Source organism: Mucilaginibacter sp. GW822-FHT03E02, assembly GCF_058801545.1.
Window position 1 is genome coordinate 6325289 of the sequence record NZ_JBXANJ010000001.1, and the last position, 16586, is coordinate 6341874.

Here is a 16586-nt window from a genome sequence, read left to right on the forward strand (position 1 = left end):
AATGAAACAGATTTATTCAGCCTTGATTTTCATATTCTTCGTTTCCGGTTCTTATGCTTCTACCATATCGGGCTCTGTTTTTGACAAAATTGTTAATGAACAACTTGTTGGCGCAACACTGGTACTGCAGCCCGGCCCGATTAAAACCGTTTCAATGCTTAATGGAAAATATGTGTTGAGTAATTTGAAAGCGGGTACTTATAAACTAAAGGTTTCATACATTGGTTATGTATCAATTGATACTACGATAACACTTGCCGACAATCAAAATTTAAAAATCAACTTTGCCCTGGTTTCAAATACTTCAAGTTTAAATGGTGTAACCATATCGGCTAAAGGCAATAAAGAATCGGACAGGTACGCCAAAAGGGCCGAACAAAGGGCTGATAATTTGGTGAATATTGTGTCGGCCAATTCCATTGCCATATCACCCGATATTACTGTTGCCAACGTGCTGGCACGTGTTTCCGGTGTTTCTATCGAGCGGGGAAATACAGGTGACGGCCAGTATGCCATTATCAGGGGGATGGATAAGCGCTATAATACAACGTTGATCAATGGGGTTAAAATCCCAAGCCCTGATAACAAGAACAGGTATGTGCCATTAGATATATTCCCCGCAGATTTGGTTGAACGTATAGAAATTTCCAAGTCATTAACTCCTGATATGGAAGGTGATGCCTCCGGAGGTGTTATCAACATGGTGATGAAAACAGCGCCGGACGAATTCAGGTTAGAGGGAAATGTTGGCGCAGGGTATAGCCAGTTATTTTCAAAAAGACCGTTTGATAGTTTCAACACATCATCAATAAATAAACAGTCGCCAGCCGAAATTTTGGGAAATGGTGTTTATGCCCCGGTTTCTTCTTTTCCTTACAATAACCTGGTAACAGGTACAAAAAAGACCCCTATCAACAGCAATTTTAGCCTAACGATAGGCGATAGGTTTTTAAATAAAAAACTCGGCGTTATTTTTTCAGGCACTTACCAAAACACCTATGCGGGCAACAATACATCGGTATTGGTTCAAAATGCAACATTAGGGCCGGCTGCGGGCCCTAACGCCACTATGACACAGGTTTTCCCAGATTATCAAACCCGAAAATATTCGTCGTTAACCAATAGGCTTGGCTTGATCTCGACAATCGACTATAAATTTAATGCGGATAATACGGTAAGCCTGTTTGGTACTTACCTGCAACTAAACGAAGACCGGGTACGGTTAACCAATGATATTCTTTTGGGTAACTATTCTTATAACGGTTATATCGGCGGTTTTCAAAACAACAACCAAACCCAAACCAGGCAGGATTTGCAGAGCATTTACAGCCTGATATTGCACGGTAATAATAAACTCGCTTCGTTTTTCACTACAGATTGGTCGTTGGTTTATTCGCAGGCCAAACAACAATTACCAGATTACGCAGCGTTCAATACTTCGCAGCAAATTAGCCCTAATGCTTCGGGTACGGCCACTTCACTGTCATATGGACCGGTTTCGGTAGAAAAGGAAACACGTGAATGGACCCGCAATACCGACAGGGATATATCCGGTTATTTGAATTTGCATTATAGCACCAAAATAAACAATCATACTACGCAAATTGGTTTTGGTGGTATGGCCAGGCACAAAAACCGGGACAACTACGATAACCAATATAAGCTAAGCCCTGTTCCGGATGCCGACTCAACTTACCAGAAATACGTTTCTATCCCCGCTTCGCAATTTAAATTTATACCCAATACCGATGCTTTAGGTACAGCGTTTAGTAACCCCGGTGTTTATACTTTTCAGGAAAATATTCAGGCGGGATATGTACAGGCTAAGTATTTTATAAACGATCGTTTTGACGTTCTATTTGGGTTAAGGGCCGAGCATACATCACAATCATATGATTCATCGTTGCCGGCAACTATAGCGGGTAAATCGGCATCTATAACTTATACTGATTATTTGCCAAGCGTTAACGCGAAGTATGCGTTAAGTAATAACCAGGCTTTAAGGTTATCTTATTTTAAATCGGTTTTGCGCCCCGCGTATTCAGACCTGGTACCGTACCAGGATAATACCGGCTTTGCTACAGATAATTTCCCGATACAAGGTAACCCGCATTTGCAACACTCGGTTATCGATAATTTCGATTTCAGGTACGAGGTTTTTCCGAACGGTTTAGATCAGTTTATGGTTGGTGCATTTTATAAAACAATTACCAACCCTATTGAATATGCCCTGGTGCAAACAGATTTTTCGGCCAATCTTACGTTAAGCCCATACAATTTTGGAACAGCCCATAACTATGGTTTAGAGGCGGTTTTCAGAAAGTTTTTTGGAAATATAGGTGTGTCGGGTAATTATACCTATACACATTCGGTAATTAACTCTACCAAGAAATTTACTTACGTAGATCCGGCTGATAACAGTTTCCATAATATCGATGTAAACCAATCAAGGCCTTTACAGGGCCAATCGGCTCATGTGGGCAACTTCTCTTTATTGTATAAGGATAGCAAACATAAATTAGATGCCCAACTTGCCGCGGTTTACACCGGCGAAAGAATAAATACCCTGTCATTATATAAAGATCTTGATAACTGGGAAAGGCCAACCATCAACCTCGATTTCTCGGCCCAGAAAGAGTTCAGCGAGCATTACATCGTATATGTAAAAGTTAACAACCTGCTAAACACGCCCTATAAATTAATAATAAAACAATCAAATAAAGCTTACAGCGGCAATAATAAGCTGCCTATACAGGACAGCCCCAATTACGCCACTGTAGAAAACGATAAGTTTTACGCCAGGTTCCTGGTTGGTTTCCGGTTCAAATTTTAACAATAAATTACTATAACCCACTTAATTATGAAAAATCTAAGAAATGCATTGGTTTGCCTATCAGTATTGGTGCTGGCAGCATGCAGTAAAAGTAAAGATAACGCCGTTATATCGGCCCCGCTGCTGCAAGTAGGGCAGGCGGTTAGCAATACCGCGCCGCTATCCGGCTCAATCAAAGGCACAATGCTTGCCGGAAAAACGTACACCGTATCTGGCGATGTTACCATTAATGCAACAGATACGCTTTTAATTCAAAAAGGTGTTACTGTAAAAGTAACAAACTCGGCTACGTTTATTGTAAAAGGCACCTTGGTTAGTTTAGGTACAAAAGACGCTCCGGTTACTATAACCGATCCACGCAGAACTAAAACTACAGGTAATTCAACAGCCGCAACGGATTCTGCATATGCAGGCGGATGGGGCGGTATTTATGCCGATGTTACCTGCAAATTGTTAGTTATTAAGTGGACACACCTTGATTTTGCAGGCGCAGGCTTAAAATCACCTCCGTTCACCGGCCCGTCAACCGGCGATCAGTATGCTATATACTGGCAAAATCCAAATGGAAGCTTCATTTTAGAAGATTCATGGATTTATGGTACGCCTGATGATGCCGTTCGTTTTTATGGTGGCCATATCAACATGATGAGGAATACGTTAGAAAAATGCGGTGGCCTTGGCGGCGACGGTTTTAATGCAAAAGGTGGTACACAAGGTAACATGGCATATAACCTGATCATTGGCGGTGCTACAAATGGTACAAAATCGGCAAATGACGGTGCAAAAAGTTCTATCCAATGCCAGATAGCCATGTACAATAATACTTACGTGAATGGCGGTTTCAGAAACCACGGCGTATACGGGGCGCGTTCAGGATCTGTAGAGGTTGAAAATAACTCAAGGGCATTAGCTTACAATAACCTTATTGTTGATTGCGATTTTGGTGTGCGTATTGCAGGGGGTAACAATGTTACAGCCAAAGTATACCTTGCCGATACTTTAAGCCACACGGATGGACCAATCACTAAAACTGCTTATGGTTATAATTTCTATTATGCCGATAACGTGGCTATTGCCAATCAGTTTGTACCCACTAACATAGCACAGGCTGTTGTAACACATCCGCAAGCTACTGATATACCTAATATGAAAGCATTTTTAGGTACTGCTTACACCTTCGGTTTTAAATATGACGGAACATCATTGGTAGGTAAAAACAACCCAATGTTTGTAAACTACCCGCTTCCGAATCTGAATTTTGTAAACCAGGCCTCTGTTGATGCATTTAACTTCCGTCTTCAGGCCGGCTCACCTGCAGTTGGCAAAGGTTATACCGGCTTTAGCGCAATTGCTAATGTTCCGGTTGATCCTAACTTTGGTTCAAGCGGCATAACCCCTCCGGGTAAAGATATCGGTTGCTACCAAACAGATGGTACCGGCAACCAACACTAATATTTATTAGCTAAATACAAATTACAGCATGACAACCCCATTTAATGTAAATAAAACAACAAAATACATTAAATGTGGGTTGTTTTGTTTTTTGATAATTGTTGCAACGGCCTGCAAAAAAACAGGTAGCAGTGTTGTGCCGGCAAAAGATACGGTGGCAACAACGCCGCCGGTTAGTCCGGTTGTATTCCCCTCTCCTACATACGATCCTGCATCGTTAGATACTACTACGCTATTTAACGCGGTGCCGGTAACCAATCATCTTTCCCGGACAGATCTTGTAGAAATATCCGGCGTTGCCGCAAGCAGGTTAACCCCTGGCTTGCTATATATTCATAACGATAGCGGCAACCCAAACCAGGTTTACCTTACCAACGGAACCGGTGCCGATAAAGGAACGCTCACGTTAACCCGGGAAAGCAACCGCGATTGGGAAGATATAGCCATAGGCCCCGGCCCGGTTGCAGGTAAAAGTTATGTATATGTTGCCGATATAGGCGATAACGATGCGAAATATAAAACAATAACGATCTACCGTTTCCCCGAACCCGATTTAACAGGCAAAACTCTACCTGTTACGTTGGATATAAATGATGTAGATAAAATAGAATTGCGTTATCCGGACGGGTCCCGCAACGCAGAGACGCTGATGATTGATGCTAAAACAAAGGATATTTATATTGCCAGTAAGGAAAATAACCTTTCAAAAATTTATGTTGCCAGGTACCCCCAAAGTACTATTGCGATAACAACTTTAACTCCTGTTGTTAAGTTGCTGTTTAACAAAGCTACCGGCGGCGATATATCTGCCGATGGCACCGAGATTTTATTGAGAAGCAAAGAGTCTATATGGTACTGGAAGTTACCCACGGGCCTTTCTATAACTGCCGGGCTGCTCACTAAACCGCAATACGCCCCTTACTTTAATAACGAACCGCAGGGCGAAGGCGTATGTTTTGCTGCTGACGGTTCCGGGTATTATACCAACACCGAAGTAAGGGACTATCCCGGTTCTTTAGCTACTATTTCTTTTTATAAAAGAAAATAATCCCCAATTACAAGCTCATATTAATAATTGATTTAAAACTGAAAAAATGAAGTTTTCTAAAATTTTATTTATTGCAATTACTGCTATAAACGCTTGTTGTTTAAATGCCTTTGGTCAAAAAAGCATTTCAAACGATTTGAAAATAGTCTTCATCCGCCATGCCGAGAAACCGCTTAAAGGCGATAACCTTACCTGCGAGGGGTTAAACCGGTCGTTAAAACTACCGGCTGTAATAACTGCAAAGTTTGGCATCCCGGCGTTTGTGTTTGTGCCCTCACTTGGTTTGGGCGAGGCTACTAAACATGCGCGTATGTTTCAAACTATTGTACCGCTTGCGGCCAAATACAATTTAACCATCAATAGCAGCCGCACCGAGAAAGACTCATTAGGTATGGCCGCAGATCTTAAAAGCCGTAGCGGCGTTGTACTTGTAGCCTGGGAACACGGGGGCATCGCACCAATAGCAAGGGCGCTTGGTGTAAAAGAAAGTGGCTTAAAATGGCCGGATGATGATTATGACAGCATTTGGATAATAACATTTGATAATGGAGTTGCTGTTTTAACCAAAGATAAAGAGGGTATAGTTGCCTCAAAGGGCTGCGATTTTTAAGAGACGTTACCGAATATAAGCCTCCGCTAAAATTTAATCATCACAGATTAAATAGATGATAGTTTTTGCAACGGCCAAACAGTCCGGCATCGCGTTAAAGCCGCACTTAGTTACTTATCCAACTTAAACCTTATGGTCACAGCATTTCGCCCCCGGTAATATTTCCCGGTGATAAAGGCCGGCAATTTATCATAGGAATCATGGATGTTGGAGAGTACAAAATATTCGATTTTTTGGATATACCTTGATTGGAACATCAGGTGATTGCTTGCATCGGGGTGGCCACTGTTGGCATAATAGGTTACCGTGCCCATTTGTATTTGGCTTCCGCCGCTAAAACCACTGGCCAGGTTAAGTTTAATTTGCTGGCCGTGAAAATTTGCAGTGTAAGTGGCAGCACCCGGCTGGGCAAAACATAAAAAAGGCGATGCTATTAACAATAAAATGAGTAAAGTTTTAGGCTGCATAAAATCAGTTTATAACAATGTTACGGACAAGGCCTGGTGTGGGTTACAAAATAAATTCAAAAGGCAAAATTCAAAAGTCAAAATTGACCGTCTGATTGAACAATAAATAAAACATATCGGCGAATAACAAAGTTTTCACACGCACTTTCAACCTTTAACCTTTCTGCCTTTCACCCCATATAAATAATTATCTGTTCAAACAAAATCCGGGTTAGCTGTTTTAATTGATAAAAGAATATTATGTCATTTAATCAATACCACGAACCTGTAAATGAATTATCGGCCGAGACCCGTACTTTTGCCAGGATGATTGTTTCGCTTACCGAGGAGGCAGAGGCCATTAACTGGTACGAGCAACGGATAGCTGTAGAAACAGATAAGGACGCCAAAGCCATTATGCAAAATGCCCAACAGGAGGAGTTTAAACATTTTGGCATGGATTTGGAATTTTTGCTGCGTAAAAAGCCCGTTTGGCGTACCACATTAAAAGCTATTTTATTTCAACAGGGTGATATTGTTGAATTGGGCAGCAAAGGCGAAGAGGCGGCCGAAGACTAAACTATTTTACAATGAATAACCAACGAATAAAACTGGTACAAGGCGACATTACTAAAATTAAAGCCGATGCAATTGTTAATGCTGCCAACACATCCTTGTTGGGCGGCGGGGGAGTTGACGGCGCCATCCACAGGGCGGGCGGCAAAGCCATACTGGAAGAGTGCATCCAGATTCGTAACCGACAGGGCGGCTGCAAAACCGGCGAGGCGGTAATTACTACAGGTGGTAATCTTCCTGCAAAATATGTGATACACACGGTTGGCCCGGTTTATAATAATGGCGGCAAGGGCGAAGATGGATTACTGGCTGCCGCCTATTTAAACAGCCTTAAACTGGCTGCTGAAAATCACGTGGAAACCATTGCTTTTCCTAATATCAGTACTGGCATTTACCATTTCCCTAAAAACAAGGCGGCAAGTATCGCCATAAAAACCGTACAGGATTTTCTGGCCGGGAACGACAGTATTAAAGAAGTGGTTTTTGTTTGTTTTGATGACGAAAACTGCGGTATTTATAAAGGTTTGCTATAAAGTGTAGTGTTGCGCAACAGGTGAAACAGTAAAAAGTAGCATCTGTTTAATAATCAATAAATTACGAATTGTCATAAAATATAAATCGAAACAAAACCGCAACAAATATAAAGTGAGGATCAAAAAAAATACTGAAATCCTTCGATCTCCCGATGCCTCAAATTCGGCAACCGAAAATCAGGATAAATTTTTAACGCGGTGCTTTTAAAAACAACAGACGCAGTGTCGGTCTGGGTTTGGGCTTCACTTTTGTTAATAACTAAGCCGTTAATAATCAACAGGGTTTAGCAAAATATTAAGTTTTTCATGATAGAAGTATGGCTTTGGTAAATTTATATGTTGTTAGATATTTCATAAGTTAAAGGTTTAGTTGTAACTTAATAATTACAAACGCTGAACCCTATTTAAGCCCTCCTTACCGGGGAGGGTGTGTGTGGAGCCCCTGAAACCAGTATTATGCATCCAACTTTAAAAAAATATTTTTCAGGCAAGATGGATCTTTCTGCCGGACACGAGGAACTGATTGAGCGTTGTTTTAAATTAAAACATGCCAGGCGTAACGAGATATTGGTGCCAAAGGGCAGTGTAGCCAAAAATATATACTTTGTAATTAAGGGCTGCCTTAGGGTTTTCCTGATTGACGATAGCGGTAGCGAGTCGACCAGGTTTTTGATATTTGAAAACAATATGGGAACAGCTTTCCCGAGTTTTATAAACGGCACGCCGTCGTTGGCGGCTATTCAAAGTCTGGAGGCGTCAGAACTGCTGGTACTTAGCCGGCACGACAGGGATTTACTGCTGACAGAGATTCCCGGCTGGGAAACCATGTACCGCATCGGGCTTGAGCAGGATTATATTGCATCCATCCAGCGGATAGAGAGCCTGATTACCATGGATTCAAAAGCCCGTTACCAGGTGCTGATGGATACCCGTCCGGATATCATCAGGCGATTGCCCAACAAAATAGTGGCCGATTACCTGGGCATCTCGCAGGAGACGCTTAGCCGGTTGAAGGCCCCACGGCCCCCCAAAGCCTAAGCTCCCGCGAGCTTTCAGCTCGTGGGCTACATGGTTAACGCTCCCGCGAGCCTTCAGCTCGTGGGCCACATGATTTCAGCTTTCAGCTGAACTTAAGCCGGAGGCTTAAACCAGTTTAACCCACGGGTTACGCTAACGCTAACCCCGCGGGAGTTTGTGCCTGGCCGCCAAACCAATGACTAATGACAACTGACCAATGACCACCCTGATTTATTGACAATTGTCAATCTTTTTATTAATGATAAAGGCTTGATTTGTACTATTAAACCATCAAAATTATGTACAAGCAAATTATAACCGCCTTTATGTTTTTACTATCAGGCAATATCGTTTTAGCACAAACTAATATTGGCCAGCGCACTTTTCAGTTTAAAGATCAAAAGCGTAACCGACCGGTAACAACTGAGGTTTGGTATCCCACTATAGATTCGGTAAAACAGGCCGATAAATACTTTTCGCCGTTTACCCGTGTGCAAACCGTGCGTAACGGAAAACTGCCTGCGGGCAAGTTGCCGGTTATTATGCTATCGCACGGTACAGGGGGCGGCCGGTTAACGCTGGAATGGCTGGCAGTAGCATTGGCACAAAACGGCTTTATTGTGGTCGCGGTTGACCATTGGGGCAATACTTATGATAACAAGATAAAGCTGGAGTTTTTAAAGGCCTGGGAGCGTCCGCAGGACATTAGTTTTGCATTAACCTCGCTATTGAATGACCGGGATTTTAAAGCGGTGATAGATACTGACAAGATAGGAGCGGCAGGCTTTTCACTCGGCGGATTTACGGTGTTAGCCCTTGCAGGCGGCGAAGTTGACTTTGAAGTACTACGCAATTATTATAAAACCGCTGGCCGTAAAGAAATCGAGATCCCCGAATATCCCGGCCTTTTAAAATCGCTGGATGATAGTACCCTGTTGGCCGCGTCAAAACATTACCCTCCGTTGAAAGATAAACGGATAAAAGCATTCTTCTCTATCTCGCCGGCCATGGGCCCGGGTTTTGTAAATAAGCAACAGGTAAAAAATATCAGCAGTCCTGTTTATATCGTGGGTTCGCAAAGCGACAGTATAGCGCCGGTAAAAACCAATGCCATTCATTACCACCAATTGATAAATGGATCGCAGCTGTACATTAACCCCGGCAAAACCGGGCATTATGTAATGCTGTCGGAGGCTATCGAACCTGTAAAAAAAGAAGCCCCTGTGTTATTTACTGATGATCCATCTGTGGATAGGCATGCCGTACACCTGAAAGTAGATAGTTTGGCTGTAGCGTTTTTTAGGAAGACGTTGTAGCCCCCCGGCCCCCTGAAGGGGGAGTAAAACTTATCGGCGATTTGTTGAGCTTATAAACATTCCCTCAATTGTCATTAAGTTGGAGAATTATGAACAGTTTAAATATCGAACACCGAATGTCCAATAACGAATAATGAAAGAAAACTTCGGTGTTGGATATTTAAAATTCATTATTGATATTATCGGTACTTCTGTTTTGCTTAACTAATGGTATTAAACACTTCCCCTTCAGGGGGCCGGGGGGCATTGTAACAGCTTAGTGATATATTCCCGGCATTACTATATTCTCCTATATTTGAAATACAAACCGCAATTCATCTACATGAGAAAAAAGTATTACCTGCCGCGTATTTGCGTGGCAACGGCAATGGCTGCCGGACTCACCTTATCGGCATCGGCACAACAAAAAAATATTTATCATAAAGGCTGGATAGACTTTAACAAAAATGGTAAAATGGATGTGTTTGAAGATCCATCGCAAACCATTGATAAGCGCGTTGCCGATTTACTAAGCCAGATGACCGTTGACGAAAAAACATGCCAGATGGCTACCTTATACGGTTATAAACGGGTACTCAAAGACGAAATGCCTGTCGCCAACTGGAAAAACGAGATCTGGAAGGATGGCATAGCTAATATTGACGAAGAACTGAACAACCTTACATCACATACTGATGATGCGCCCACGCAATATTCGTTCCCCTTTAGCAAACATGCTTCGGCCATTAATACCGTACAAAAATGGTTTGTGGAAGAAACCCGCATGGGTATCCCGGTTGATTTTACCAACGAGGGCATTCATGGCTTAAACCATGACCGTGCCACACCTTTACCGGCGCCTATTAATATTGGCAGTACTTTCGACAAACAACTGGTACGCCAGGCAGGCCAAACCGTAGGCCGCGAAGCCAAAGCTTTGGGCTATACCAACGTATATGCCCCCATACTTGACCCCGCCCGCGACCAGCGCTGGGGCCGCGTGGTAGAATGTTATGGAGAAGCCCCCTTTCATATTGCCGAAATGGGCAAACAAATGGTTTTGGGTATACAAGAGGAAGGGGTTGCTTCAACCCTTAAACATTTCGCGGTATACAGCGTGCCTAAAGGCGGCCGCGACGGCGCAGCACGTACTGATCCGCATGTGGCACCAAGGGAAATGCACCAGGTTTATTTATACCCTTTTCGCCGGGTTATCCAGGAAGCGCATCCTATGGGCGTAATGAGCAGCTATAATGATTGGGATGGTGTGCCTGTTACCGGTAGTTACTATTTTTTAACCCAGTTGCTGCGCCAGCAGTTTGGCTTTAATGGTTATGTAGTGAGCGATAGCGAAGCTGTTGAATATCTTTATTCCAAGCACCATGTAGCAGCCGATTATAAAGAAGCCGTAAGGCAGGCGGTTGAGGCCGGCCTAAATGTGCGCACCAACTTTACCATGCCGCAAACCTTTATTTTGCCGCTGCGCGAGCTGATTAAAGAAAACAAGATTTCAATGAAGGTGATAGATTCGCGGGTGGGCGATGTGTTGCGGGTGAAATTCCGCCTGGGTTTGTTTGATAGCCCGTATGTTAAAGACCCGAAGGCTGCAAATAAAGTTGTACATACGGCAGACGATGCTGCCATGTCGCTAAAAATGAACCGCGAATCGATGGTATTGTTGAAAAATGAGGGCGGCTTGCTGCCTTTGGATAAGAAGAAATATTCCAGGATATTGGTTACCGGCCCGCTGGCTAAAGAAACCAATTATGCCATTAGCCGTTACGGTCCGTCGCATAACCCGGTTACCAGTGTGTACGATGGGCTGGTTAATTATATGGGTAACGATGGTGTAATTGTTTACGCCAAAGGTTGCGATATGATAGATGCCACCTGGCCCGAGAGTGAGATTATTGAAACGCCCCTTACCCACCAGGAACAAATAGAAATTGATAACGCCGTTAACCAGGCCAAAAATGTGGATGTGATTATAGCCGTTGTGGGCGAAGATGTGGATAGGGTAGGCGAAAGCTTATCGCGCACAGGCTTAAACCTTCCGGGCAGGCAATTAAAGCTGATACAGGCCTTACAGGCTACCGGCAAACCAGTGGTTATGGTGATGATAAACGGGCAGCCGCTTACCATCAACTGGGAAAATAAATACGTGCCGGCCATCTTAGAGGCCTGGTTCCCGAGCGTGCAAAGCGGGCAGGTAATAACCGAGACTTTATTTGGTGATAATAACCCGGGCGGTAAACTGCCAATCACTTTCCCCAAAACAACAGGGCAAATTGAGTTTAACTTTCCCTTTAAGCCCAATGCCCAGGCAAGCCAAAAGGGGCAAAACAGCTGGGGCAAAACCAGTGTAAACGGCGCTTTATACCCATTTGGTTATGGCCTAAGCTATACCACATTTGAATACAGTAACCTGGTAGTGTCGCCAGAGACAGAGAATTCTCAGGGTGATGTGCAGGTAAGCGTTGATGTAACCAACACAGGTGCCCGCGCGGGTGATGATGTGGTACAACTGTACTTGAAGGATGAAGTAAGCAGTGTAACTACCTATGAATACGATTTGCGTGGTTTTGAACGGGTAAATCTTAAACCCGGCGAAAAAAGAACGGTACAATTTACCCTGCATCCCGATGACCTGGCCCTGCTGGATAAAAATATGAACTGGACGGTTGAACCCGGTAAGTTTATGGTGATGATAGGCAGCTCATCGGAAGATATTAAGCTAAAAAAGGAGTTTGAGGTGCAGTGATATAGATACTAAAATATACCGGCTTAAAAAATGAAATGAAAGGTTTGCGAAGTGTAATAATCGCAAACCTTTTTTGTAATATTGATACATGATTGAAGATTTATACCTGGGCGACTCATGGATCTCACTCGAGTTTTCGACAGACGGAGGGCTGCCTGTTTTTGTGAAATTCAGGCCTTACCTGCAAAATTTTATTGATACCGGTTTTTATAACCACCGGATGGATGTGATATGGTCATATAATTCGCCCAATGAAACTTTGCTGCCGCATGAAACAGACCTTGACCTGATGGAGCAGGTTGAGGAAGTGCTTATGGATATTATGGAAGAGGATAACCAAACCATCCTGGCGTTTTCATTTACCGGCGAAAACGAACGGTGGTGGGCATGGTATACTACCGATGTCGATATAGCCGGCGAGCGCCTGAATGCCGCATTGGCAGGCTTTGATGAATTACCTATCAGTATTACCGCTAATACCGACCCGGATTGGGTCGAGTATAACGGTGTTCTGGAAGATTTTGCCGAATAGTTTTTAAATAACGTTTCACATGAAGATACCTACCATTACCGGCATTATAGACAGGCGTATATTGGTTAACTTTACTGTTGATCCTGATATTGCCAAATTAATAATTCCGCCCCCGTTTCGTCCCAAAATTGTCAACGGCAAAGCCATCGTGGGTATTTGTCTTATCCGGCTAAAAGATGTAAGGCCTAAAGGGCTGCCCGCTTTTATTGGGATGGGTTCCGAAAACGGCGCGCACCGCATTGCTGTTGAATGGCAGGAAGATGATGAAATTAAAGAAGGTGTTTATATTCCCCGAAGGGATACTTCATCCCGTTTCAACACCATTGTTGGCGGCAGGATATTTCCGGGCAGGCATTACCATGCCAGGTTTGATGTTAATGAGCATAACAGCAACTATCATGTAGCTTTTGAAAGCTCGGATGGTACTACCATTAGCATAGATGCTAAAATTACCGATACTTTTAACGTGGATTCTGTTTTTAAGGATTTAGATACAGCTTCTGATTTTTTTAAGGCAGGTGCTACAGGCTATTCGCCAAATGGCGATAAATATGAAGGTTTGTTGCTACATACAAGAAACTGGAAGGTTGAAGCCCTGGAAGTAAGCAAAGTGTCATCAAGCTTTTTTGAAGATGAAGCTATTTTTCCAAAAGGAACTATTAAGTTTGATAATGCGCTGTTGATGACCAATATACAGCACGATTGGTATTCGAAACCCGATAAACTGGTTGTAAATAACTGACAATGCCTATAAGCATTTTCCGTAAGATAAAATTTGATGCGCTGGTTATTACCATATCATTGCTGGTAAGCGGCACCTATATTTTAGATAAGGTAGTACTGTTTTTTTTAAGGGCCTATTTGCGTAACCACTATAATTCGCATTTCGAGACAAAAAATAAGGTGCAGGCAGATGTAACAGGCATTGCTTACTGGGCATTGTTTATAGAAAGCTACTACCTTATTGTGTTCCATTTATTGGTGCTAACAGCTGTATTGCTGGTGTTTTTTCATAAACAGGTACGGTTGTATAAACGCGAACTACTCTGGGCTTACCTTATCATTGTAGTTTGCGATATAGGGTATTTTGCCGTTGCAAGATTATTTGTTAAACATTAAACTGCGCATCATGAGCACATCAAACCAACAAATTATACCTATGCTGGCCTATGAGGACGGCATAGCGGCAATGGAATGGCTTTGCAAGGTTTTTGGTTTTACCGAGGTAACCCGCATGACTGATGAGCAAGGCCGCCTGAGCCATGGCGAAATAGCCATGGGCGAAAGCCTGGTAATGCTGGCCGAACCCACGCCAGATTACCAAAGCCCGAAGCATCATGCGCAAAATTGTGCTATAGCTGCCAAAGCTTACGAGGTGCCCTATGTTATCAACGGGGTTTTGGTTTATGTGGATGACGTAACCCGGCATTATGAACACGCTAAAAGCAACGGCGCTACCATATTATCTGTGCCGGAAGAAGGCTACCCCGGCACCCGTTACCGCGCTGCCGATTTGGAAGGGCAGCGCTGGATGTTTATGCAGAAGGAAATTTGAAAATGAAAGAAATTTATGACCTGGAATATTGGCAATTAGATAAGGCCGTTTCAAGCACCAAACGTTTTGCGACCGTTAAAATCAATTTAGCTTATCCCGATGTAAAGCAACATCTCGACCTTAAACCCAAAGATCGGATCAAAAAAATTGACAGTATATACCGGGCGGATTTAGCCCGCCTTGTAGCACTAAATTTATTTGACACGTATGAAATTACGGGCAAAAAGAAACGCCCTACAGGGGTAACTGCAAAACTGAAATTTAATGACCTGAAAAAGCTTAAAAAGGTAGATTTTGTTGCAAGTATTTGGGTGATATCTGTTGATCACGCGATCTTTACAAAAGAGGAGGAGCCACCAAAGGAGCAATATTATTGTGTTAAGATGACGGTGGTTATTGAAGTGGAAGGAGTGTGCCTAAAAAAGCAAAGCATCGAAAAAAGGTTTGTTTTAATAAAAGCCTGCTCATTTGAAGATGCGTACGACAGACTGGAAAAACAAGAAAGGAATTATGCTGCACCTTACCTAAACTCTGATGGCCGTTTTGTGCGCTGGCGGATTGAAAGTTATGATGATTGTTTTGTAACTGATATAGAAAACCCTGCTGAATTAGATAATCCTGAAGGCGTTGAAGTTTTTTCGGCCCTTGGAAAAAGAAAGAATAAATTGAAATCTGTCTGGGACGGAAAGCCCTGATATAACTTTTACTAAACCTATGCCACCTTTTACCAAAATTGTCGCCATTTGCCTGCTTATCCTTACTGCTTGTTCATCGGCACCGCGGAAAAATCCTGCAAAAAATCAACATAAAAAACTGTTGGCTGCACATAGGCATGTCAACGGATCATTGGTTGGCGCGGGCAAAAGCCAGCATGGAGTTTTCATAGTCGATTCTACTGCAGCCGTTTTCACCATTTTAGATACAACCGAAATTCAGAAACGCCACAAAGCATCAACCGACGAGGAGTTTTATACCGGTGCCGACGACCAAGTGTTTTATACCTCCGAGGCAAGAACTTTTCTTAAAAAACAACCTGTCAAAATTATAGAGCTCGATCCTGCTTATGAATACCTTGAGTTTAAACAGGCCAACGGTGTCGTTCACAAAATTAAGTTAGATACTGTTGCTTTTATATCAAACCTTTACTTCTTCAATCCCCAAAAACAACCCCATAATGTAGATATGGTGGATGTGGAAGCGGAATACAAAAAATACTTTGCCAGATAGTCCAGTTAATTTTATTGGCTCGATAACGTTTTGTACGGGTTGTTAGATTTCAATTGACTTCTACATAGCTCTCTTCCTAAGGGCCATCGGTCCGACACATATTGTAGCCACGGGTTTCAACCCGTGGATGACTGGTCAAAGGAGAACAAGAGTGCCATCGGCACGGCACATAGTGGGATGTAAATCCAGGGATTTTCAATTTGTTCAAACGATATATACGCGTTGCTCATATGGATCGAACCTACGGCTCTCAATCGTTTTCTTTGTTTTTTTCCACGGGTTAAAACCCATGGCTACAAAATTGGCCGAGGCTACGCCTCTGATTCCTGTTCAACAAGCCCCGATGTGTCATCAAAATATATCTTTAGAAACTAATCAGCAACTGTATCTGTGTTACCCATATAAACCGTCAACCATTTTATTTGATGTTAAGAATTGCCCGAAGACAATAAATCGAATACGATATAAACCTGCGAACTTTTATACAGGTTAAACGTTTTATTGATGACACCATTGTTTACCGGACATTTAAACCGGTGATTCCTACAAATCACATGGATTAATTTATTTATTATCAATTCATTACTTTTACCCAATTAACCAAGCCGTTAAAAACCGTAATAAATACAGTTGTTATATTGTACTTTATTTATAATTTTATAAACTTTAATTACTTAGGCATAGCCTTTTAAAAACTTTAA

Annotated in this window: 16 protein-coding genes; 15 read left to right on the forward strand and 1 reads right to left on the reverse strand. The window is 42.7% G+C overall.

The features are described from left to right. Position 1 precedes the first annotated feature (1 nt). The 4 genes from AC1RM2_RS26520 to AC1RM2_RS26535 are packed head-to-tail and all read left to right on the forward strand — an operon-like array spanning position 2 to position 5943. Entirely contained in the window at positions 2-2833 is a 2832-nt protein-coding gene (locus AC1RM2_RS26520) for a TonB-dependent receptor (RefSeq protein WP_492988121.1), read from the forward strand. 27 nt (positions 2834-2860) lie between these two features. Then, complete coding sequence (locus AC1RM2_RS26525) at positions 2861-4285, forward strand: hypothetical protein (RefSeq protein ID WP_492988122.1); 1425 nt, start codon at positions 2861-2863, stop codon at positions 4283-4285. A 28-nt stretch (positions 4286-4313) separates the two neighbouring features. Further along, positions 4314-5333, forward strand: a complete 1020-nt coding sequence (locus AC1RM2_RS26530; RefSeq protein WP_492988123.1) for a hypothetical protein — start codon at positions 4314-4316, stop codon at positions 5331-5333. 46 nt (positions 5334-5379) lie between these two features. Beyond that, positions 5380-5943 (forward strand): histidine phosphatase family protein, encoded by a 564-nt coding sequence (locus AC1RM2_RS26535; RefSeq protein WP_492988124.1) that lies wholly within the window; start codon positions 5380-5382, stop codon positions 5941-5943. Positions 5944-6053: 110 nt separating this feature from the next. Here AC1RM2_RS26535 and AC1RM2_RS26540 read toward each other — a convergent pair whose 3' ends face one another. After that, positions 6054-6410, reverse strand: coding sequence for a hypothetical protein (locus tag AC1RM2_RS26540; RefSeq protein WP_492988125.1), 357 nt, complete (start codon positions 6408-6410; stop codon positions 6054-6056). A gap of 240 nt (positions 6411-6650) precedes the next feature. On the opposite strand from AC1RM2_RS26540, the gene AC1RM2_RS26545 reads away from it, so the two are divergent. The 11 genes from AC1RM2_RS26545 to AC1RM2_RS26595 all read left to right on the forward strand — a co-directional run bounded on the left by AC1RM2_RS26545 (position 6651) and on the right by AC1RM2_RS26595 (position 15885). Then, on the forward strand, positions 6651-6968 hold the full coding sequence (locus AC1RM2_RS26545) for a ferritin family protein (protein WP_492988126.1): 318 nt from the start codon (positions 6651-6653) through the stop codon (positions 6966-6968). An 11-nt stretch (positions 6969-6979) separates the two neighbouring features. After that, a complete protein-coding gene (locus AC1RM2_RS26550; protein ID WP_492988127.1) occupies positions 6980-7498 on the forward strand; it encodes an O-acetyl-ADP-ribose deacetylase in 519 nt (172 codons plus the stop codon). Between the two features lie 456 nt (positions 7499-7954). Then, entirely contained in the window at positions 7955-8536 is a 582-nt protein-coding gene (locus tag AC1RM2_RS26555) for a Crp/Fnr family transcriptional regulator (RefSeq protein ID WP_492988128.1), read from the forward strand. A gap of 278 nt (positions 8537-8814) precedes the next feature. Beyond that, positions 8815-9831 (forward strand): alpha/beta hydrolase family protein, encoded by a 1017-nt coding sequence (locus AC1RM2_RS26560; protein WP_492988129.1) that lies wholly within the window; start codon positions 8815-8817, stop codon positions 9829-9831. A 322-nt stretch (positions 9832-10153) separates the two neighbouring features. Beyond that, the gene (locus AC1RM2_RS26565; RefSeq protein ID WP_492988130.1) at positions 10154-12571 is read left to right on the forward strand and encodes a glycoside hydrolase family 3 N-terminal domain-containing protein; all 2418 of its coding nucleotides are present in this window, start codon (positions 10154-10156) and stop codon (positions 12569-12571) included. A gap of 88 nt (positions 12572-12659) precedes the next feature. After that, positions 12660-13103, forward strand: coding sequence for a DUF695 domain-containing protein (locus AC1RM2_RS26570; RefSeq protein WP_492988131.1), 444 nt, complete (start codon positions 12660-12662; stop codon positions 13101-13103). 19 nt (positions 13104-13122) lie between these two features. Continuing rightward, on the forward strand, positions 13123-13845 hold the full coding sequence (locus AC1RM2_RS26575; RefSeq protein ID WP_492988132.1) for a DUF2071 domain-containing protein: 723 nt from the start codon (positions 13123-13125) through the stop codon (positions 13843-13845). 2 nt (positions 13846-13847) lie between these two features. After that, the gene (locus AC1RM2_RS26580; protein WP_492988133.1) at positions 13848-14222 is read left to right on the forward strand and encodes a hypothetical protein; all 375 of its coding nucleotides are present in this window, start codon (positions 13848-13850) and stop codon (positions 14220-14222) included. Positions 14223-14232: 10 nt separating this feature from the next. Continuing rightward, a complete protein-coding gene (locus AC1RM2_RS26585) occupies positions 14233-14658 on the forward strand; it encodes a VOC family protein (protein ID WP_492988134.1) in 426 nt (141 codons plus the stop codon). Positions 14659-14660: 2 nt separating this feature from the next. Beyond that, a complete protein-coding gene (locus AC1RM2_RS26590) occupies positions 14661-15353 on the forward strand; it encodes a DUF4288 domain-containing protein (protein ID WP_492988135.1) in 693 nt (230 codons plus the stop codon). 19 nt (positions 15354-15372) lie between these two features. Beyond that, positions 15373-15885 (forward strand): hypothetical protein, encoded by a 513-nt coding sequence (locus AC1RM2_RS26595; RefSeq protein WP_492988136.1) that lies wholly within the window; start codon positions 15373-15375, stop codon positions 15883-15885. Positions 15886-16586: the final 701 nt, after the last annotated feature.